The sequence below is a fragment of the Halogeometricum rufum genome (genome assembly GCF_900112175.1).
Classification (GTDB): domain Archaea; phylum Halobacteriota; class Halobacteria; order Halobacteriales; family Haloferacaceae; genus Halogeometricum; species Halogeometricum rufum.
This window is the reverse complement of sequence record NZ_FOYT01000002.1, coordinates 856,420-876,658: the sequence shown is the minus strand read 5'-3', so window position 1 is coordinate 876,658 and position 20,239 is coordinate 856,420. Positions and strand designations below refer to the sequence as shown.

At 65.7% G+C, this 20,239-nt stretch carries 20 protein-coding genes and 1 pseudogene; 16 read left to right on the top strand and 5 right to left on the bottom strand.

From position 1 onward, the window contains the following. Nucleotides 1-76 precede the first annotated feature (76 nt). From BM310_RS14190 to BM310_RS14170, 5 genes are all read left to right on the top strand, one after another. The gene (locus BM310_RS14190) at nt 77-850 is read left to right on the top strand and encodes a CPBP family intramembrane glutamic endopeptidase (RefSeq protein WP_394328065.1); all 774 of its coding nucleotides are present in this window, start codon (nt 77-79) and stop codon (nt 848-850) included. 136 nt (nt 851-986) lie between these two features. Further along, entirely contained in the window at nt 987-2,489 is a 1,503-nt protein-coding gene (tgtA, locus tag BM310_RS14185; protein ID WP_089808779.1) for a tRNA guanosine(15) transglycosylase TgtA, read from the top strand. A 79-nt stretch (nt 2,490-2,568) separates the two neighbouring features. Further along, a complete protein-coding gene (locus BM310_RS14180) occupies nt 2,569-2,844 on the top strand; it encodes an ArsR/SmtB family transcription factor (protein WP_089809272.1) in 276 nt (91 codons plus the stop codon). Nucleotides 2,845-2,898: 54 nt separating this feature from the next. Next, complete coding sequence (locus tag BM310_RS14175) at nt 2,899-3,204, top strand: hypothetical protein (protein WP_089808777.1); 306 nt, start codon at nt 2,899-2,901, stop codon at nt 3,202-3,204. Nucleotides 3,205-3,506: 302 nt separating this feature from the next. Continuing rightward, nucleotides 3,507-5,531 (top strand): DUF7282 domain-containing protein, encoded by a 2,025-nt coding sequence (locus BM310_RS14170; RefSeq protein WP_089808775.1) that lies wholly within the window; start codon nt 3,507-3,509, stop codon nt 5,529-5,531. A gap of 59 nt (nt 5,532-5,590) precedes the next feature. Here BM310_RS14170 and BM310_RS14165 read toward each other — a convergent pair whose 3' ends face one another. After that, on the bottom strand, nt 5,591-6,061 hold the full coding sequence (locus tag BM310_RS14165; protein ID WP_089808773.1) for a pyridoxamine 5'-phosphate oxidase family protein: 471 nt from the start codon (nt 6,059-6,061) through the stop codon (nt 5,591-5,593). Nucleotides 6,062-6,282: 221 nt separating this feature from the next. Between BM310_RS14165 and arcS the strand changes: the two genes are divergently transcribed. Beyond that, complete coding sequence (gene arcS, locus BM310_RS14160) at nt 6,283-8,040, top strand: archaeosine synthase subunit alpha (protein ID WP_089808771.1); 1,758 nt, start codon at nt 6,283-6,285, stop codon at nt 8,038-8,040. Between the two features lie 27 nt (nt 8,041-8,067). Here the strand turns inward: arcS and BM310_RS14155 are convergent, their stop codons facing one another. Continuing rightward, the gene (locus tag BM310_RS14155; RefSeq protein WP_089808769.1) at nt 8,068-9,372 is read right to left on the bottom strand and encodes a beta propeller repeat protein; all 1,305 of its coding nucleotides are present in this window, start codon (nt 9,370-9,372) and stop codon (nt 8,068-8,070) included. 322 nt (nt 9,373-9,694) lie between these two features. Between BM310_RS14155 and BM310_RS21040 the strand changes: the two genes are divergently transcribed. Then, nucleotides 9,695-10,165, top strand: a complete 471-nt coding sequence (locus BM310_RS21040; protein WP_143105170.1) for a hypothetical protein — start codon at nt 9,695-9,697, stop codon at nt 10,163-10,165. 156 nt (nt 10,166-10,321) lie between these two features. Further along, nucleotides 10,322-10,555, top strand: coding sequence for a hypothetical protein (locus BM310_RS21035; RefSeq protein ID WP_143105169.1), 234 nt, complete (start codon nt 10,322-10,324; stop codon nt 10,553-10,555). Between the two features lie 165 nt (nt 10,556-10,720). Here the strand turns inward: BM310_RS21035 and BM310_RS14150 are convergent. Beyond that, a pseudogene (locus BM310_RS14150) lies at nt 10,721-11,248 on the bottom strand (transposase); the annotation flags it as partial. Nucleotides 11,249-11,568: 320 nt separating this feature from the next. Here BM310_RS14150 and BM310_RS14145 point away from each other — a divergent pair. The 4 genes from BM310_RS14145 to BM310_RS14130 all read left to right on the top strand — a co-directional run bounded on the left by BM310_RS14145 (nt 11,569) and on the right by BM310_RS14130 (nt 15,701). Then, nucleotides 11,569-12,372 (top strand): alpha/beta fold hydrolase, encoded by an 804-nt coding sequence (locus tag BM310_RS14145; protein ID WP_089808767.1) that lies wholly within the window; start codon nt 11,569-11,571, stop codon nt 12,370-12,372. A 341-nt stretch (nt 12,373-12,713) separates the two neighbouring features. Further along, nucleotides 12,714-13,505, top strand: a complete 792-nt coding sequence (locus BM310_RS14140; protein WP_449271704.1) for a helix-turn-helix transcriptional regulator — start codon at nt 12,714-12,716, stop codon at nt 13,503-13,505. Nucleotides 13,506-13,998: 493 nt separating this feature from the next. Next, a complete protein-coding gene (locus tag BM310_RS14135; RefSeq protein ID WP_218156440.1) occupies nt 13,999-15,384 on the top strand; it encodes an FAD-binding oxidoreductase in 1,386 nt (461 codons plus the stop codon). After that, nucleotides 15,384-15,701: a YdhR family protein gene (locus BM310_RS14130; protein ID WP_089808761.1), complete on the top strand. Its 318-nt coding sequence runs from the start codon at nt 15,384-15,386 to the stop codon at nt 15,699-15,701. The genes BM310_RS14135 and BM310_RS14130 overlap by 1 nt, the downstream gene beginning before the upstream one ends. 253 nt (nt 15,702-15,954) lie before the next feature. Here the strand turns inward: BM310_RS14130 and BM310_RS14125 are convergent, their stop codons facing one another. After that, complete coding sequence (locus BM310_RS14125) at nt 15,955-16,239, bottom strand: nuclear transport factor 2 family protein (RefSeq protein WP_245778501.1); 285 nt, start codon at nt 16,237-16,239, stop codon at nt 15,955-15,957. A 365-nt stretch (nt 16,240-16,604) separates the two neighbouring features. On the opposite strand from BM310_RS14125, the gene BM310_RS14120 reads away from it, so the two are divergent. From BM310_RS14120 to BM310_RS14105, 4 genes are read left to right on the top strand one after another with little or no spacing between them, the layout of a single operon-like run. Then, entirely contained in the window at nt 16,605-17,009 is a 405-nt protein-coding gene (locus tag BM310_RS14120; RefSeq protein ID WP_089808759.1) for a hypothetical protein, read from the top strand. A gap of 45 nt (nt 17,010-17,054) precedes the next feature. Continuing rightward, nucleotides 17,055-17,339, top strand: a complete 285-nt coding sequence (locus BM310_RS14115; RefSeq protein WP_177232633.1) for a ubiquitin-like small modifier protein 1 — start codon at nt 17,055-17,057, stop codon at nt 17,337-17,339. Continuing rightward, nucleotides 17,332-17,610, top strand: coding sequence for a hypothetical protein (locus BM310_RS14110; protein WP_089808757.1), 279 nt, complete (start codon nt 17,332-17,334; stop codon nt 17,608-17,610). The genes BM310_RS14115 and BM310_RS14110 overlap by 8 nt, the downstream gene beginning before the upstream one ends. Nucleotides 17,611-17,613: 3 nt before the next feature. Beyond that, nucleotides 17,614-17,973, top strand: coding sequence for a hypothetical protein (locus tag BM310_RS14105; protein WP_089808755.1), 360 nt, complete (start codon nt 17,614-17,616; stop codon nt 17,971-17,973). A gap of 16 nt (nt 17,974-17,989) precedes the next feature. Here BM310_RS14105 and BM310_RS14100 read toward each other — a convergent pair whose 3' ends face one another. Next, entirely contained in the window at nt 17,990-19,453 is a 1,464-nt protein-coding gene (locus BM310_RS14100; RefSeq protein ID WP_089808753.1) for an amidohydrolase family protein, read from the bottom strand. Nucleotides 19,454-20,239: the final 786 nt, after the last annotated feature.

Below are 20,239 nucleotides of genomic sequence, written 5' to 3'. Positions count from 1 at the left end.
ACGAAGCACGAACCGTTTTGACGGGCCGTCCCCAACACCGACTGTGTCCTCCGACTCTCACACCGAGTCGGCGCCGGTGTCGCCGGACGCCGACGCCTCTCCGGCCGGGGGTGCCGCCCGCGCAATCGCCGTGGCCGTCCTCCTCGCCATCGCCGGCCCCGTCCTCGGCATCGTCCTCGTCAACCTCGCGGTGGTACCGCTGGCGTTCGCCGGCGTCGAGATAACGCCCATACTCAACATCTCGCTGTCGCTCGTGTTCCTGACGTGGGGCGGCATCGGCGGGGTGGCGCTCCTGTACCTGCGCTACCGCGGGAAGGACCTCTCGTACTTCGGCGTCCGCGTCCCGTCGTTCCGCGACTGGGTCGCCGCCGTCGTCGGTTACGTGGCCGCCCTCGCCCTCGGTCTCTCGGCGGCCGTGGCGGTGAGCCAACTCGGCGTCGAAGCGGGGACGAACCAGGCGGCCCAGTTGGGGATGGAGAACCCCGAAGTGCTGTTGCTCCTCCTGCCCGCGTCGTTCCTGTTCATCGGCGTCGGCGAGGAACTGCTGTTCCGCGGCGTCGTCCAGACGCGCCTCCGCGAGACGTTCTCGCCCGCCGTCGGTATCCTCCTCGCGAGCGTCATCTTCGCGGCCATCCACTACGCCGCCGTCTCCGGGTCGCCGATGGCCCGTTTCACCAGCATCAGCCTCCTCATCTTCCCGAGCGTCGTCTTCGGCATCGTCTACGAGTACACGGACAACCTCGTCGTCCCCGTCCTCATCCACGGCGCGTACGACGCGACGCTGTTCTCGATGCTCTATCTGGCGGTGAAGTTCGCCGAGATGCCGCAGGAGACGGTCCTGTTCGTCTGACTGCCCGGCGGCGAGGGCCGGCCGAACGCAACGATTCGCTCGGTAGCCACGTCGAACCGACCGAACGCAACGATTCGTCCGGCGGCGAGGGCCCGCCGAACGCAACCCTTAGCAACGCCCCCGGGAAAGACGAACCATGCGCGACCACTTCGAGATACGCGACGGGGACGCCGCCGGCCGAATCGGCGAACTCGACGTCCCCCGCGCGGGCGTGACGGTCGAGACGCCGGCGTTGTTGCCGGTGGTCAACCCCAACATCGTCACGGTGTCGCCCGCGCGCCTCGAATCGGACTTCGGGGCGCAGATTCTCATCACGAACTCCTACATCATCCACAAGAACGACGACTTACGCGAGGAGGCCCTCGACGTCGGACTCCACGAGATGCTCGGCTTCGACGGCGCCATCATGACGGACTCGGGGTCGTTCCAACTCGCCGAGTACGGCGAGATAGCGGTGACGACCGAGGAGATTCTGCAGTTCCAGTACGACGTCGGGACCGACATCGGCACGCCCGTCGACATCCCGACGCCGCCGGACGTCTCGCGCGAACAGGCCGAACGCGAACTCGCCGTCACCGAGGAGGCCCTGCGCGACGCCGAGGCCGTCGAGACGGGCGAGATGCTGGTCAACGCGCCGGTACAGGGGTCGACGTACCCGGACCTGCGCGAGGAGGCGGGGCGGGCGGCCTACGAGACGGACCTCGACGTGTTCCCCGTCGGCGCCGTCGTCCCCCTGATGAACGCCTACCGCTACGACGACATGGTCGACGTGGTGGCGGGGGCGAAGCGCGGACTCGGCCGCGACGCGCCGGTCCACCTGTTCGGCGCGGGCCACCCCATGATGTTCGCCCTCGCCGTCGCCGCGGGCTGTGACCTGTTCGACTCCGCCGCGTACGCCCTGTACGCCCGCGACGGCCGCTACCTCACCGTCCGCGGCACCGAACACCTGGAGGACCTCGACTACCTGCCGTGTTCCTGCCCCATCTGCGCGTCGCACACGCCGGACGAACTCCGCGCGGCCGACGACACCGAGCAGGAACGCCTCCTGGCCGAACACAACCTCCACGTCTCCTTCGAGGAACTGCGCCGCGTGAAGCAGGCGATTCGGGCGGGCAACCTGCTCGAACTCGTGGAGGAACGCGCCCGCTCGCACCCCGCGATGCTCGACGGCTACCGCGCCCTGTTGGACCACGCCGACCAACTCGAACGCGAGGACCCCGTCTCGAAGGGGTCGTTCTTCTCGCTCTCGGCGGAGAGCGCGCGTCGGCCGGAGGTGCGCCGCCACCACGACCGACTCGCCCGACTGGCGGCCGAGGGAACCGTCCTCCTCACGCAGGGTGGAACGCCGAAAGGCGACCGGTTCGACGCGACGTGGCGGGTAGTCCCGCCGTTCGGCCCGTTCCCCCGCGCCCTCTCGGAGACGTACCCGCTCACCGCCGAGGTGCCAGACCGGACCGACCGCGCCGCCCAAGAGGCGGCCGCCGAGGGCGTCGCCCGACTGGTCGCGGCGAACCCCGACACCGAGTTCGTCCTCGCGCACGACGACTGGCCCGAGACGGCCCTCGAACGGGTTCCGGACGCGGTGTCCGTCGAGTCGCTCCACGGCGTCTCGCCGGACGACGGCGACGAGACGGCCTGACTCGTCGTCGCTCGCCGAAGTCTCTTCTCGTCAGACACGTTCGATGGGCTTAGGTGCCGTGCGCGTGTCGAAGGGGACGATGGAGGCCGTCTTGTGGTACGTACTCACGGGGACGCGCGGCGGAGCGAACCGTGCGCGTATCCTCCGGTCCCTCGACGCGCGGCCTCGTAACGCGAATCAACTCGCCGAGGACCTCGAACTGGACTACAAGACGGTCAGACACCACCTCGACGTGCTGATGGAGAACGACGTCGTCCAGAGCAGCGGCGACGACTACGGCGCCGTCTACCTCCCCTCTGACCGGGCGCGCCAGAACTGGGAGACGATAGAGGAGATACTCGACGGAATGGAGTAACCATGGTGAGATTTGGGAAAGTGTATATAAACGGCAGGGAGCTAGGGAGAACGAATGAGTATCTGGGTTGACGTCGCGCGCGTCTCCAGCGCCGTGAACGTCGTGCTACTGCTCGCCCTCGCATCAGTCTGGGCCAGAAACTACCTCGACATCCGCTCGAAGTACCCGCTCGGACTGCTCGTCTTCGCCGTCTTCCTCCTCGCACGGAACGCGCTCGCGCTCTACATGTACATCGTCGACCCGACGCTCTCGGGGTGGTTCAGCACCGACGTTCCCGCCATCGCGTGGCGAGCGATGATGCTCCTGCACGTCTTCGAGACCATCGGTCTGCTGTTCCTCTCGTGGATAACGTTCGACTGACGCGCTCCCTTCGCCCCGCACCCTCACCACGCGGTCCGTCCCGTCTCCCTGTCCGCCAGCGTTTGTCCCGTCCTGCACCGTTCGCCCGTTCTCCCGCGCCGTCCGTCCCGTCCCGCGCCGTTCGCCCGTTCTCCCGCGTCCTCCTCCCGCCAGCGGCGTCTCGTCTCGCCGCCGACACATAGTTCGGCGTTCGTGAGAGTCCTCATCCGGGGAACGAAACCGACGGACGCCGGCCCAATCGGGGGCGAATTTGGGTGAGAGTCCGGAAAATCTTCTTTTAAATATCGGCCAACGTGTCGGCCATGCAACGCGCACTCACAGTGTTCGTCACGCTGGTCGTGCTCGTCGGAACCGTTCCGGCGGGCGTGGCCGCGACGTCCGCGACGCAGCAGTCGTCGGACGCGTCAGTATCGTTCGCCGCCCAGACGTCGGGCGGTTCAACCGTCGTCGTCGAGAACGTCACGCTCTCGGAGGGCGGGTTCGTCACCATCCACGACGCGAGCGTCGCCGAGGGCAACGTCCTCGGGAGCGTCGTCGGGTCCTCGGCGTACCTCGACGCGGGGACGCACGAGAACGTCACCGTCCACCTCGACGAACCGCTCCGCGAGTCGGGCGCGTTCGTCGCCATGCCGCACTTCGACACCGACGGTGACCGCGTCTACGACTTCGTCGCCGACAACGGCGAGACGGACGGTCCGTACACCGCGAACGGCAGCGCCGTCGTCTCGCAGGCGAACGTCACCGTCTCCGCGACGGTGTCGATGTCCGACCAGCCCACCGACGGCGCGTCCGTCGTCGTGGACCGCGTCGAACTCTCGCAGGGCGGGTTCGTCACCGTGCACGACGCGACGGTGACCGAGGGTGCGGTGTTCGAGAGCATCCGCGGTACCTCCGACTACCTCGCGCCCGGCGTCCACGAGAACGTCCGCGTGACGCTCGACGTGCCCGTCGAGGAGAACGCGACGCTGGTGCCGATGGCGCACATGGACACCGACGGCGACCAGAACTACACCTTCCCCGAGAGCGAGGGTGAGGCCGACGGCCCCTACACCGCGAACGGCAGCGCCGTCGTCGACACCGCCGCGGTGACGCCGTCCGACACCGCGAGCGTCGCCTTCTCCGAGCAGGTCACCGGCGGCCACGCCGTCGTCGTGGACTCGACGTTCCTGCCCGAGGGCGGGTTCGTGACGGTGCACGACGCGACGGTGACCGAGGGTGCGGTGTTCGAGAGCATCCGCGGCACCTCCGACTACCTCGCGCCCGGCCTGCACCGGAACGTCGTCGTCACGTTGGACGCGCCGGTGAACAACTCCACGACGTTGGTGCCGATGGCGCACATGGACACCGACGGCGACCAGAACTACACCTTCCCCGAGAGCGAGGGTGAGGCCGACGGCCCCTACACCGCTGACGGCTCCGCCGTCGTCGCGCCGGCGAACGTCACCGTCTCGGCGAGCGTCGAGATGGCCGCGCAGGCGTCCGACGGCCACAGCGTCGTCGTTGACCGCGTCGACCTCTCGGAGGGCGGATTCGTCACCGTCCACGACGCCTCCCTGTTCGCGGGCGAAGTCGAAGGGAGCATCCTCGGCACCTCCGACTACCTCGCGCCCGGCGTCCACGAGAACGTCACCGTGACGTTCGCCGAGCCCATCCGCGCGTCGCAGACGCTCGTGCCGATGGCGCACATGGACACCGACGGCGACCAGAACTACACGTTCCCCGAGGCTGACGGGCCGTACACGGCCAACGGGAGCGCGGTGGTCGACACGACGCACGTCTCCGTGAACGCCGTCGTCACCGCGTCCGACCAGACGACCGACGGAGAGACGGTCACCATCGACTCCGTCACGCTCCACGACGGCGGATTCGTCACCGTGCACGACGCGACGGTGACCGAGGGTGCGGTGTTCGAGAGCGTCCGCGGCACCTCCGACTACCTCGCGCCCGGCACCCACGAGAACGTCACCGTCGAACTCGACGCGCCCCTGAACGAGACGACGACCATCGTCCCGATGGCGCACATGGACACGAACGGGAACGAAGTGTACGACTTCGTCACCAGCGAGGGCGCAGAAGACGGTCCGTACGTCGCCCGCGGCGGCGCAGTCGTCGCCACGGCCGAAGCCACCCTCGAGGGCGAGATGAACGGAACCGAGACGGAGATGTCGGAGACGGAGATGGGTCAGGAGGCCGACACCGAGATGGCCAGCGAGACGGCGATGAGCGGCCAGTCCGAGACCACCGACACCAGCATGCCCGGCTTCGGCGTCGCCGGCGCACTCGTCGCACTCGTCGCTGCGGCGCTTCTGGCCGTCCTTCGCGACTGAACCTCGAACCGCGCCGCATTTCTTTCGACCGCTCTCCCCGCCAGTGGCGACGCCGTCTCCTACTCGTCGGCCCCGCTCACGTCGCGCATCCGGTCGGTGTAGTCCCACGAGTGGAGGCGCGCGGGCGAGACGCGGATGCGCACCTCCTCGCGGTCGGCGCCCAGGAGGAACGTCGCGAGTTCGTTCTCCGTCCCGCCGAGATATCGCTCCAGAAGCGTCCGCAACAGCGTCTTCCCCTCGTCTGGCTCTATCGTCGCCGTCCCGCGCCCGCGGACGCCGCGGTAGGGCGGGTCGTTCGTCGACACCTCGAACGCGACGCCGTCGTTCGCGCGGAGGAAGCCCACCACGTCAGCGCCGGCACTCGTCGCGCAACACAGTTCCGGCCCGTCGTCGCCCTCGACCCACTCGTACCACAGCGAGAGCATCCACAACTGGTCCGACGGCGTCCGACACGCCAGACGGACGGGGACCGTCGACTCGCGGAGGAACGCCGCCGCCTCGTCCGCCGACCACGGACCGGTTCGTCTCACGTTCGCCGTTCGGTCGCCCGCGGCAAAAGCGCGCGGGGAGACTCGCGGGCGAGAACCGACGGTCAGTGTCGCCCGATGGCGGACGGTATCGACGGTTGGTGGTCGGTTCTGCCCACTAATATACAGTTTCCGCACGCGTGCGAGATGCCAGCACCCCTCTCACCACCGGCACACCGGCGGAGAAGGGAAGATAGTTCACCCTCCGCGGCCGAACCCGAGGTATGACCGACCACTTCGAGATTCTCGGGCGCGACGGGGCCGCCCGACTCGGCGAACTCCGACTCGCGGAGTCCGTGACGACGCCCGCCCTGGCGGACGGTGTGGTGGAGGACGCCGGGAGTCTCTGGACCGCCGAGCGAGACGTTCCCGAGGGCTCCGACGACGTGCTGACGGTGCTCCCGCACCGGTCGTTCCCCGCCGGCACGGACGAACGCGTGCAGGAGTCGTTCGCCGTCGACTCGCCCGAGGTGGACTTCCCCTCGGCGTCCGTCGTCACGGCGGAGACGGCCGAGAACACGGGTGCTGACGCCTACATCCTCTCGAACGCGCAGGGCTTCGTCGGCCACGCCTCGGCGTTTCGCGACGCCGTCGTCGCCGCGAAAGAGGCGCTTCCCGCCGACACCGCCCTCTACCTCTCCGGCGTCGCCACTCCGCGGAACGTCTCGACGCTCGCCTACGCCGGCGTGGACCTCGTGGACGGCAAACTCGCCCGCGTGAAGGGCCGGCAGGGGATGTACCTCACCACCGAGAGCGAGTACTTCCTCGAAGACCTGGACGAACTGCCCTGCACCTGTGCGGCCTGTCGGACCCCCCGCGAGGAGTTCACCCGCGAGGACTGCGCGACGCACAACGTGAACGTCCTCCGGGCGGAACTGGCAACCGTCCGCCGCCGCATCCGCGACGGCCGCCTGCGCGACTACGTCGAGGGGCAGGCCCGCCACGACCAGTGGCTGACCGCCGCGTTCCGCGAGTTCGACCAGCAGTACGGCTACCTCGAGGAGCGGACGCCGGTGATTCGGAACGCGGAGATTTCGGCGGCCACGTCCGACACCATCCGCCGCGTCGAGATTCAGCGGTTCGCCGAACGGGTGACGACGCGGTACCGAAACCGGTTCGACAACCCCCTCGTCCTCGTCCCGTGTTCGGCGACGAAGCCCTACAGCGAGTCGCAGAGCCACAGCCAGTTCCACGACGCGATTCAGTTCCGCGCCCACGTCGCGTCGATGACCTCTCCCATCGGCGTCGTCCCGACGGAACTGGAACTCACCTACCCCGCCCAGCACTACGACTCCGTCGTGACGGGCCGGTGGTCCGAGGACGAGAAGGGGTTCGTCGCGAGCGTCCTCCGGCGCTACCTCGAACGCAACGACTACCCGCGGGTCGTCGCGCACGTGCCCGACCACGGCTACCGCGACATCTGCGAACGCGTCGAGAGCGAGGTGGACGTGCCGTTCGAGTACACCGTCGAGGACCACCCGACGACGACGGACTCGCTGGCCAACCTGATGTCCACGCTGCAGGGCGAACTGAAGTACGCGAAGCGAGAGCGTCAGCACAACACGGTGAAGGCCATCGCCGACTACCAGTTCGGCCCCGACGCGGGCGAGGACCTGTTCGCCGACGCGGACGTGCGGATGAACAGCCGCTACCCCAAACTGCAGGTGTGGAACGGCGACGGCGAGCAGTTGGCGACGATGGTGCCGCAGTACGGCGTCCTCTCGTTCACGCTCGCCGGCGCGCGCGTCTGGAGCGAGTCGGACGCGCCGACCAAGCGCGTCGAGATAGACAACTTCGCGCCGCACGGGAGCGTCCTCGCGCCCGGCGTCGTGGACGCGGACGACGACATCCGCGTCGGCGACGAAGTCGTCGTCGAGGGGCCGAAGGCGTTCGCCGTCGGCCGCGCGGAGATGTTCGGCGCGGAGATGGCCGAGAGCACCCGCGGCGTCGCCGTCGAAGTGCGCCACGTCGAGGAGAAGTAGCCGACTCGGTCCGGTCGTCGCTCGCTCTCACGCCGTCCGCTCTACGACCGCCCCGCCGTCACCGACGGCGACGGCCCCGGACCCGCGGACGGCGACGCCCCGAATCGACTCGACGGCGGGGAGTTCCGCGCGCGACCACGCCGACGAGTCGAACCGCTCGTACGTCGCCGCTTCGCCGGCGGCGACGTCCCCGCTGTCGCCGGCGGCGACGGCGAGCAACGGCCCCTCGGCCACCGACGCGGGCGTCCACGCCGACCCGTCGTACCGGTGGACCGCACCGTCGTCGGTGGCGACGAGGACCGTCCGCACGTCGCCCGCCTCACGACTCGTCACGTCGGCGGCCGTCCCGTCCGCCTCGAATCCGAGGCTCTCGAACGTCCGTCCGGCGTCCGACGTCCGGAACGCACCGCCGCCGGTGTCGCAGACGTGGCCGACGTCCTCGTCCAGTTCGACGCCGGCGATGCTCGACCCGCTTCCCGGTTTCGTCGGGTCCGCCCACGAGAGTTCGCCGTCGCGGTAGCGTCCGCGGCGGACGCGCCCCGACCCGTCCGTCAGGAGGACCGTCTCCGCGCCGCCGTCGTCCGTCGCCGCGACGCCGGAGATCGCGCTCGTGTCCCCGTCGGGGGCGGAGTGGTCGGTGTGCCGGCCGGTGTCCGGGTCGATGCGACCTACCGCGCCGCCGTCGCCGGCGACCCAGACGCCGCCGCCGTCGACGCCGTCGACGCCGCGGAGGTCGTTCGACCCCGCGCCCGGCCCGTCCGAGAGGAGGGCGTCCCACTCGTCGCCGTCGCTATCGCGGGCGACCACGACCCCGCCCTCGCCGACGGCGTACGCGCCGTCCGCGGTAATCGCGGCGTCGAGCAACGTCCCGTCCGTCGGGACGGTGGCGGCCGTCCACGCCGGTTCCGTCCCGTCGCCGCCGTCGGCGTCGTCGCTATCGGCCTCATCGTCGTCGTCGGCGGCGGTGTTCCCGGTGTCGCTCCCGGCCTCACCGTCGCCGTCGGCGTCGTCGCCGGTGACGGCCTCGGTTCCCTCCTCGTCGGCGCCTCCGGACTCGACGGACGCTTCGGTCTGCCTCTCGGCGGTCGGTTCTGCCGGTTCGCTCGTCTCGTCGGCGTCGTCGATTTCGGCCGCCTCGCCCGTCGGTCGCCGGACGTACTGGACCACCGGCGGGAGGACGTACGCCGCGATGGCGACGACGGCGAACAGGCGGTTGACGAACGTCAGCAACCCGAAGGCGGTCAGTGCGGCCGTCGAGACGGTGTGGACCCACGTCTGCGCGTACTGCCTGAAGAACGCGAGGAACCCGTCGTCGTTCCGGTGGCGCGTCATCACTCCCAGTTGTCACCCCGGACGGTTGAGTCCTTTCGCCGCGAGGATTCCGTCGTCGGTTCTGGTGAAACCCCCAGATACTGACAGGAGTCGCGTACTGACTATAGAGGGTAGATGTATCGTTTGAGCATAGGGTTATCTGGCTCTGTTGAAATACTATTTTCTCGACACCTTTCTTGCTAGAATAGCCGTTAGGCAGGTGGGGGACTGATAGTTTGAGAAATCATCAGTTTCGATGGATAAGTATGCGAGCGTGCTGCATACACAGCGCGAGTGCCGCAGTACCAGTATCGTTACAATACGTGGACACACATCAGGTGCCATGCCCTCCAGACGCGAACTGATGGCAGGTGTTGCTGCCACCGTGACTGCGACCGCTGGCTGTCTCGGTGATGAAGAACTCATCGCTCGGTGTTCCAGTCGAGGCGTGGGCAGCGGTTCACAATATCTCCGAGAGATTGCCCCAATACGAGGTGAAGAACAGGTCTCTCTCGGGATACTCGTTTCGGACCAAGCCGTTACTGAAGAGCGGTATCATACAGTCAAAATACGCGATAGCGACGGCACCCTCGTCGCTTCAGTTCCGCTCATAAGCAATCGAGGGATGAGCAGTCTCAACCCCGAGGACTACTCCGTGTTTGGCTCCAGCAGTGGCGAACTCTACGCAGTACCGTTGGGTCCCCCACCGGTTCACGGTGAATACACAGTCTCGTTGACTGACCCGGATGCCGAGCAAATCGCAACCGCAAGTGTTCGGTTCAATTGCTACGCAGAGGACGAAACGCTTCCGTAACTGAGGCATTCGCCGTGCTGAATCCACTCTCTGTATCGGTTACACCACTACTGACAGGGGCCGAGTAGTTCGGCAGGCAAGTGCTGAATAGAGCACGCAAGTCTTGCACAGAGACGTTGAGAAGTTTCTTTGCGTCTGCCAACTGGTTTCTACTATATGAGGTTTCCCTCCCCCTCATACAGAGGTTACGCAGAATTTGTAGCGACTGTTCTCGCGACCATTGCGGTTCTCCAATACGTCGGAATCTTTGGTCCCTCCGGGGACATTGATGTAACATATCTCGTTGGCATGAGCCTTACTCTTCCAGTGTTTACCTATCTCCTGACAGTCGCTTTGGAGAACGTCGCTTGGGTTTCGCAGTGGGATAGAATGGTTCAAAACGAAGGGTGAGAGAAGATCAAGTTACACTCCGCATGACACGACTGGCTCAGTAAATTAGGAATGGAATCAGCGTGACCATGTGCTGACTACACTCTCTGAGTCGGTCACGACTCTTCTGACGAGAATCAGAAAGGTTCGACCAATTTCGTTGTCTCGTTCATCGATACACCTTGTTCAGAGTGACTTGTCGATGTTGTGAGTGAGACAGCCGACAACGAGTTCACGGAACTGCTTCCACCAGTGTCGTGAGCGGACGAATGCGCCACATTTCCGTTTGAGACTGGAGTTCACTGTCTCGTTCTGACTTCGTTGGCCGGCGAAGTCGGCGTCCAGCCGAGCATTCCACGCCTTGTGGAGCGACGAAAGTTCTCGGTGCTTGATCGGGGGGCGAACACCAGCGTCACGGGCTAACGCGCGAACCTTCTGGTCGTCGTATCCCTTATCACCGAGGAGAATCACCACATTCCCGACATTCCGCTTGATAAGTGACGGTGCGCTCTGCGAGTCGTGTTTTCTGGTCGTCGTCACGTGGAGATCGAGGATAGCATTCGCTCTCGCCTCCACAAGCAGTGTCACTTTCAACTGCTGAATCGTCAGTTTCGTTCGCTTCGTGTAGTGTTTCGAGGCGTGACTACGGTCGAAGCCGGAAGCGTCGATCCCCACGACACCGCTAGTCGGGAGAAGCGTGATCGAGATGTTCAGTGGACGTCCCACTTCGACAGCGCGCTATTCAACGCCGCGCTCGAAGCGTGATTCCCCAAATCAGAGAACTGTGTCCACAGACTCTCTGGATCCTGTTATCTTTGTTGCAAAATGAGACAGACAATCTGTATCTCTCACGTCCGTTCACCCACCAGATGACGAGTGTCCAGTCCCCGATTCAAGCCGTTGATCCCGACACCTCGATATCATCAACTGAGACGGTGTTCAGGACTTGCGTGCGAGAAAAAGAAGTTGTATCCAGTTGATTTCGACTTCCTGTTGAGTATACTTAACGACGAGCGCGCCCAACTACCGTTACTATGCCAACCATCCAGTGTCACGGAGCGGAACTGTATTACGAAGACCATGGCGGTGGCGACCCCATCGTTTTCCTCCACGGAGCAACGGCGGGCCTCCGGTACTTCGAACCACAATTGGCCGGTCTCTCGAACGAATACCGAACCCTTGCCGTCGATTTTAGAGGCCACGGACGCTCAGAGAAGACCGAACTCGGTCACACGCTCTCACAGTACGCCCGTGATGTACATGAGTTTCTCCTCCAACTCGACCTCGATGACGTCGTCATCGCCGGGTGGTCGATGGGGGCAATCGTTTCGTGGGAATATATCCGCCAGTTTGGGATCGACCGGGTTCGGGCCATGGTCGATGTCGACATGGAGCCCTCACCGATGAAACGCGACGACTACGACTACGGTAGCTACGGGCGTGATGATCTTGAACAGGCGATCAACCAGGTTCAAACGGATCCGCTTGGCCTCCTCGATGAGCAAGCGACGGCAATGCTCAAGGAGAAGCCATCGCGTGAGCTTCGCAATCTCATCCTTGACGAAGGATCTCGAACTCCACCAGCGATTCAGGGGACTCTCATGTTTGGACTCCTGTACCTGCACGATTACCGGGACGTGCTCCGCTCAATCGATGTCCCGGCGCTAGTGTGTGCTGGAGCAGACGAGAAATGGCGGAGTGTGGAGTCCGTCGAACACACCGCAGAACTCCTCCCGGAGTCCAGATTCGAACTGTTTGAAGACAGCGGACACTGCATCACCATCGAGGAGCCCGAACGGTTCAATCAGATACTTGGTGAGTTCATCAGCTCTCTCTGATGACTACGCCCCTTGGATGCAGCATGGTCGTTTGAGACTCCTCGGGGGCTGGTAGAATCCCCAGCGAGAGACAGAAGGTCGTATGGAGCAGAGGAGGAGTGACTGACAACGACATCGTCGGGACTGTAGGTCGAGTCCGCGCGGTCCCGACGGCGAACGGGGGCTTCCGAGCAGGTTCGTTCCTCGACACGAACGTGGAGTCGTGCCGCTCAGTCACGCAGCTGTGGCCGTTGCAGCGGTCCACTGTCCTGTTTTCGAACGGCACTCGCCGAGAGAACCGACGATCGCTCGAACTGGTTCCCCACCGGAATTGGTAATATCGTAGCAAGCATGTCTGTGGTATGATAACGCCAGTCGAAGACATCGAATTCTTGGCTCGTTCAGCACACCGCGTGAACGCGCTCGGCGCACTGGCGGCGGGCGGCCAGAGTCGCGACGACCTGCGGGAGGCGATCGGAGCCTCGAACGCCACGGTCGGACGCCTCCTCAACGAGTTCGACAAGCGAACCTGGATTACGCGGGACGGTCACCGATACGAACTGACACCACTCGGTGAGTTCATCGCCACCGGATTCTTCGCTCTCGTGGAGCGATTCGAGACAGAGCACTCGATCCGCGACATTTGGCAGTGGTTCCCAACCGACCTCGGTTTCACCATCGAGATGTTCTCTGGGGCGACCGTCACACTGCAGGACGACCGGAACCCCTACTGTCCGAACAGCCGCTACGCCGAACTCATCGAGACGTCAGAGTCGCTCCGGGAGATGGGAACGGTACTTCACAAGCCGGAGAACGTCAGAACGGTGATGGAGCGTGCTGTCGCCGGCATGGAGGTCGAACTCGTCTTCCCGAGCGACGTAATGACGGCCATGGTCGAGTACGCTCCCGAACTCGCGAACGAGGCGGTGAAGAGCGGGAATCTCGTTCTTCTGGTCTCCGACGAGCTCCCTGGTGGGTTCTGGATCTTCGACGAGCGTGTCGGCATGTGCTGTCGCGACCCCGAGACGGAACTCTCCAGGGCCGTCATCGACACCAGCACGACCGGGGCGCGGGCGCACGCGCAGTCGCTCTACGACGCGTACAGACGCGAGGCGACCCCGTTCAACCCCGCCGCTGTGTTCGTCGCGAGCTGACGGCTCTGCTGTACGCTCCCGTCGTCGACGGGGAGCGCAATCGTTCGTATCCAGCCTCCGAACGGGGTGGATTCAGTGACGGTCTCTCGAATCCACTCGCCGGAGCCGTCGTTTACCAGTCGCCGAGGCCGCACCGGGCACAAAGCGCAGATCGATTTCATCTCCAGCGGTGGCGGGTCCTGCATCGGGGCGAAACCGTAGCGACCTACGAGTGGATTGCAGGGTGTGCAACGAGAGCACGCGGCGTCGTCAAGACCCAGGAGCGCCTTCAGTATGTGAGGACAGAAGTATGACAACGAACAGCAGACAGCGCAAGACCACGGTTCCTGTTGGGATGACCCCCGTTCCAAAGTACGCTACCTGGGACGAACACCGCGATGCGATGCGTCAGGAAGCCGCGGCTCGGCGGACGGCGATGGAACGACGACGTGTCGAGACGGCCTCGAATCACCACCCTTCGGTGTAGATAATGTCTCTAACAGCAAACCAACCGTTGTCCAACGACGAAATCGACGCACTTCGAAGCGGATTCAGGGGTGCCGTCCTGCTCCCGACCGAAGAGGGATACGACGAGGCAAGATCGATTTGGAATGCGGCGATCGATAGACATCCGGCCGTCGTCGTTCGACCGCTCGGGGCTGCCGACGTGATGGCCGCCGTTCGATTCGCTCGTGAACGGAGTCTCGAGATCTCCATCCGCGGCGGGGGACACCACGTGGCTGGACACGCTGTCACCGACGGCGGGCTGATGATCGACTGCTCGGCGATGAAGTCGGTTCGTGTGAACCCCGACGGCAAGCGGGCGTGGGTCGAACCCGGGGCGCTGCTCCACGACGTGGACGTCGAGACGCAGGCACACGGGCTCGTCCTTCCAGGGGGCTTCATCTCTCTGGTCGGAATCAGTGGGCTGACGCTGGGCGGCGGGTTCGGGTACCTGTCACGCTCACTCGGGTTGACCGTCGACAGCCTTCGGTCGGTCGAGCTGGTGACCGCCGACGGGGAGTTCGTCACCGCGAGCGAGAGCGAGAACTCCGAGCTGTTCTGGGCGCTCCGTGGTGGCGGCGGCAACTTCGGTGTCGTGACGGCGTTCGAGTTCGGTCTTCACGAACTCGAACCGACTGTCCTGGCGGGCCCCATCGTCTACGATGTCGCGGACGCTCCCGACGTGATGGCTGCGGTCACTGACGTTATTCGGGCGGGCCCGGACGAAATCGGGTGTACCATGGCGATTCGGAAGGCGCCACCTGCTCCCTTCCTCCCCGAGGAGGTTCACGGCCAGTCGGTGCTCATCGTGACGGTGATGTACGGCGGTGACGTGTCCGCTGGCGAAGAGGTGCTCGCACCGATCCGTGCGATCGGGGAACCGATCGCCGACGCCGTCGGACCGAAACCGTACACGGTGTTCCAGACGATGTTCGACGCGGTCGCTGGTCTCGGCGCGCGCAACTACTGGAAGACACACTATCTCGCGGAGCTGAGCGAGGAGGCCATCGGAGTCATCTGCGAGCGTGCCGCGGACATCGCCTCGCCCGAGACGGCTATCAGTATGATGGCGCTCGGCCGCGAAATCTCGCGTCGGCCGGCCGACTCCACCCCGTACCAGTACCGCGATGCCGAGTGGGTCTTGATCATCCAGGCTCGCTGGCGCGACCCCGACGAGGACGAGACCCACACCGGATGGGCCCGAGGGGTGTTCGAGGACCTCGCGTCGCACGCGACCGGAGGCGTGTACCTCAATGCCACTAGCCCCGACGAGGGGCAGGCTGGCGTTCGTGACGCTTTCGGGACGGAGACGTACGAGCGACTCGCGATGGTCAAGGCGGAGTGGGACCCGGAGAACGTGTTCCACCTTGCTCCGAACGTACGGCCAGGAGCCTGATGGAGATCGTGAGCATCACGTTCGAGTCGGAACTGTCTCTCGAGCAGATCGAGACCCGATTTCGAGCGCGAGCCCAGCAGTTCCGCGACATGGATGGACTCCTGCAGAAGTTCTACGTTCACGACGAGGACAGTGGACGGGTTGGAGGAATCTACCTCTTCGACTCCGAAGCGTCACGCGACGCGTTGTTCGAGTCGGAGATTCACGCCAAACTCCGAGACGCCCCCGACGTACGGAATCTCGATATCACGACGTTCCACGTGGTGTTCCCGCTTTACGAGTCCGGGGACGGCTCCGTTTCCACGGGCGCTCGGTGAGAGTTTAGGCTATTAGGTGTTCGATAGACCTGCTCTGTTGAATAGCGGTGTCTCCGCGAGCGGTTGTGCTCTGATCCTGCTGCTTGGGTGGTCTCGGTGCCGATCTTGAGAACTGTCTGACCTCAGCCTCGCTTAGGAGGCGCTATTCAACGCGGCAGATAGACCTGCTGAGTCGAGAAATACCACCTCCCAGCTTCGAACTGGAAACGACGAATCGACGGGTCTCTCGGGTGTGCAGTGGCTGGGAGCGTAATCAGGCTTCGAGCGCGGCGTCGAACATTGCGGTATCGGCAAACGATATCCACTGAGTAATCGTTCCATCCTCGAAATCGAAGACGTGCGCGCCCTCGACCACCACTGACTTCCCCGTCTCGCTGGAGGTGCCACTCCACTCGAAGAGCGCGATGACGGTATCACCGTCCCCGATGTACCGCGCTGGAACCACTGATACGTTCTCCCAGTCCTTCCTCTGGCGAGCAAAGACGTCGTCGACGATTTCGTCGAATCCATAGAACGTTCCCCCACCGGCGTAATCCACCGGGCATACGAAACTCGATATCGGAGGCCATGCTGGCCCGGATGCCTTCGATGTCACCGCTGGCGAACGATTCGTAGTCCACGTACTACTCGCTCGTTGATCCGCTCCGTCTCGTTCGACATGTGAACCTCTGGAGCTATAGGACAGCTGAAAAATCAACCGTCGGCCTGCACCGAGAGTGTCAGTCGCGCCACTCGTCGCGATTAGAACGATGACCGATACGCGCGCTGTATTCAGCACTGTCTTAACAAAGTATCAGCAACTGAGGATTCCGACAGAGCCCTGTCGTCGGGACGCGGTCGGAGTGAGTCGGGCGCATCACCGCCTCCCCGGGCTTTTTGACGCCGCGTAGCCACTCTCCTCGTATGGCAGACGACACCAGCGACCGGCACATCTCGCTCGGCGTCCCCCAGCCGATTCTCGATTCGCTCCCCGAGGACGGTGCGAACGCCGCGTCGGACATGCAACGCGCGGTCGAGGGCATCGAGTCGAGTCTGAACGAGGCGTTCGAGAGGGCGACGTCGGACGCCGAGGCGGCCGGCTACGCCGTCGACGCCATCGAACACCTCGAAGACCGGATGGAGACGTACGACGAGTTCGTGCCCGAACTCCGCGCGTGGGGGCAATCGCCCATCTACGCCGTCGCGTGGCGGAACCTCCAGGCAGACCTCGTCGCGCAGATCCGCGAGTACGATTGGCTGGACGAACACGTCGAACGCGAGCGGAACTACCGCCTCGTCGAGGACGGCATCCGGTTCGACAAGCGGTGAACACGAGGGCGCGCACTTTTAGTCCGCCGCGACGCATCTAGCGGTATGACGGTGCAGATGCGGTTCTTCGCGAACTTCCGGGAAGCGGTGGGGTCGAAGACTATCGAACGCGACTACGAGGTGCGAACCGTCGGCGACGCCCTCCGCCAACTCGAAGACGAGTTCGCGGGTCTCGCCGGTGAAATCCTCGAAGACGGCCACGTTCGCCCGCAGGTGAACGTGCTGTTGAACGGTCGCGACGTCGAACACGAACAGGGTGTCGAGACGGCACTCGGCGACGACGACACCCTCAGCATCTTCCCGCCGGTCGCCGGAGGCGCGAGTGACTGACGCGAACGACGGGTGGACGGAGCGCGAGAAGGCCTTCCGCGGCATCTCGACCCGACTGGCGGGCCACTATCTGGAGAACCTCGGCGGCGAACGCGTCGCCGACGACCGCATCGAGGGCGACGGGTGGGCCGCCTCGCTCTCGGCGGAGAAGGTGTCGATCGGACCGACCGTCGAACTCACCGAGGTGACCGTCTCGTTCGAGGGCGACCCGACGGTCCTCGACGGCCTGGTCGAACGGTTCTCGCAGAAGGCGATGCGGGCCGGCGGCTGACCCGTGACGGCGTCGGTCCCACTCGACGGCGACGTCCTCCTCCTCGCCGCGGCGCGCGCCAGCGTCACCCCGGACCACTTGCCCGAACTCGTCCGGCGCGCGCAGGCCCACCTCGGCGCGCGACTCGACGAGTACGACCGGGCCTTCGAGTGCGTCCACGAGGACGACGAACGCGCCCTCTTTCTCGTCCCCGACGGCCACTGGACGGAACTCGGCGCGGAACTCGGTCTCACCGACCGGGAGGCGGACGCACTCCGCCGCGCACACGAGCAACAACTGCTCCGCGTCGGCACGAAAGGCGGCAGGCGCGACGAGTTCGAGACGGCGCTGGAGATTCGGCAGGCGGTCGTCGTCGGGCGGTAGCTTCGAGCGGTAGCTTCTAGAACGGCGACGCGTCCCTGAGCGACTGCACCGCGAGTCGGCCGAGGAGGCGCGTCGGCCCGCGCTTCGGCAACTGGCGAGCGAGCGTCGCCGCCCCCGGCGGGTCGGCGCCGCCGGGACCGACGTCCCACTCCGTCTCCGCGTCGAATCGCTCGACGGCCGCCGTCGCCCGTTCCCTGACCGCCTCGACGTCCATCGTCTGGACGCGGCCGTCCCGCATCAGCATCTCGCCGTCGACCACCACCGTCTCCACGTCCGCCCGCGTCGCGTTGTTCACCACCTGCGCGGGGACGTTGGTCAGCGGCGTGAACTTCGGCTTCTCGACGTCGAGGACGAGCAGGTCCGCTCGCTTCCCCGGTTCGAGGCTGCCTATCTCGTCGCCGACGCCGAGTGCCCGCGCGCCGTCGATAGTGAGCATGCGGACCAACTCCGTCGAACCGAACTGCCCCGCCCCGCGTTCGAGGTGCGCCGCGAGGCGGGTCTGCCGCGCCTCGCCGAACAGGTCGTAGGAGTCGTGCCAGTAGTGGTCGTCGACGCCGAGGCCGACGTCGACGCCCGCGCGCCGCAACGCCGGCACGGGCGTCCACCGCGCGTCGGCGTCGGGGTTCCAGTAGCAGAACACCGACGGACAGTGGACGACCGACGCATCCGCCGCCGCCGTCCTGCGGACGTCGTCGTCGTCGGCGACGCGGAAGTGGGCGGCGACGAGTCTGTCGTCGAGGAGTCCGACGTCGTCGAGGAGTGAGAGCGAGTCCGCGGCCCCGTTGGCCCGCGCCATCGCGTCGCTCTCCGCGAGTTCGAGCAGGTGCGTGTGGACGAGAACGTCCGGGTACGACTCGGCGAGTTCGGCGACGCGTTCCCACAGGTCGCGCGTGCACGACCAGTCGTCGTGCGGGCAGATGGTCGCCCTGATGCGCCCGTCGTACGCGCCGTGGTACTCCTCGACGAACGCCTCCGCCCGCGCGAACTGCTCCGCGACGGGGACGTCCCAGAACAGGTCGGTTATCGTCGGCCCGAAGAACCCGCGCAGGCCGGCATCGCCGAACGTCTCGGCTCCCTCGCGCGGGTCGACGTCCATCGAGTTGACGGTGGTGACGCCGCCGACGAGGAAGTTCAGGGCGGCCAGTTCGTACCCCGCCCGCGCGAGGTAGTCGAAGTCGCCGTCGCCGAGTCGGCCGTAGAGGGCCGTCATGGTCGCCAGCATCTCGGTCACCCCGAGTCCGCTGAACGCGCCGAGAAGCGGCGTCAGTTCGAGGTGCGTGTGCGCGTTGACGAGGCCCGGCATCACCACCGTCCCCGCGCCGTCCACGACTCGGTCCGCCGAACCGTCCGCGTCCCCGTCGCGCGTCCGCCGCACGTCGCTGATCCGTCCGTCCTCGACGACGACCGTCCCCCGTTCGTACAGGCGGTTCCGGTCGTCCACCGTGAGGACGGTGGCGTCGTGAATCACGATGTCGCTCATCGTCGGCAGTTGACACGCACCGACAAAAAAGAGCCCCGTCCGCCGGCCTTCTGGCGGCGACCCGTCGCCTCGTCGCCGAATCGGAGATTTGGTATCGCGGCATCCCGTTTACCACTCGGCGTGGCGCCGTTCGTCGCCGTCTGCGGGGCGTCACGACGGACTCCGTCAGAGCAGTCTACGGTCGATCCACCGCAGACGGCGCGAGTTCCACGACGCGGTCCGTCGCGGGAGCGTCGCCGGTTCCGACGCGTCGCTTCTCTCCGACGCCCGGCCGCGGGATGGTCGAGCGTACCGCCGAGGACACTACCGGAGTCTCGTGCGGGACGGTGCGTCACCGTCTGACTCGGAGGTCGGCCGTCGACGCGGTGGCGTTCGTCGGTCGTCGGCCTCCGATCCGGCGCCGAACAGGGTCCGGCGTTCTGCTCCCGACCGGCCGGGTCAGCGCTCGCGCCCGGTCGTAGGCTCTCGACGTTCTCCGGGCGGCCGTCGAAGTCCGCATCGGCCGACCCGACCGCCGGCGACTCCGGGAACCGAGCGTGCGACGCCGTCGGTCCGGTGACGGTCGATTCGACCGGTACGAAGGCGCTCGGGCTCCGACGCGCGAATCACCGCGAGTGTCCGCATCCGACCCGTAAATTAGATGTCGCGATACAGAACTCGGCTTTGGCGGTCGCTCTCCGTCTCGACGGGCGGGACCCATCGCGGCGCTCCTCCCGTGTCCGGACCGAAGCAGACCAGTCTACGCCCCGAAACCGCAGTCGGCGCAGCCTTCACGCACTCCGGATG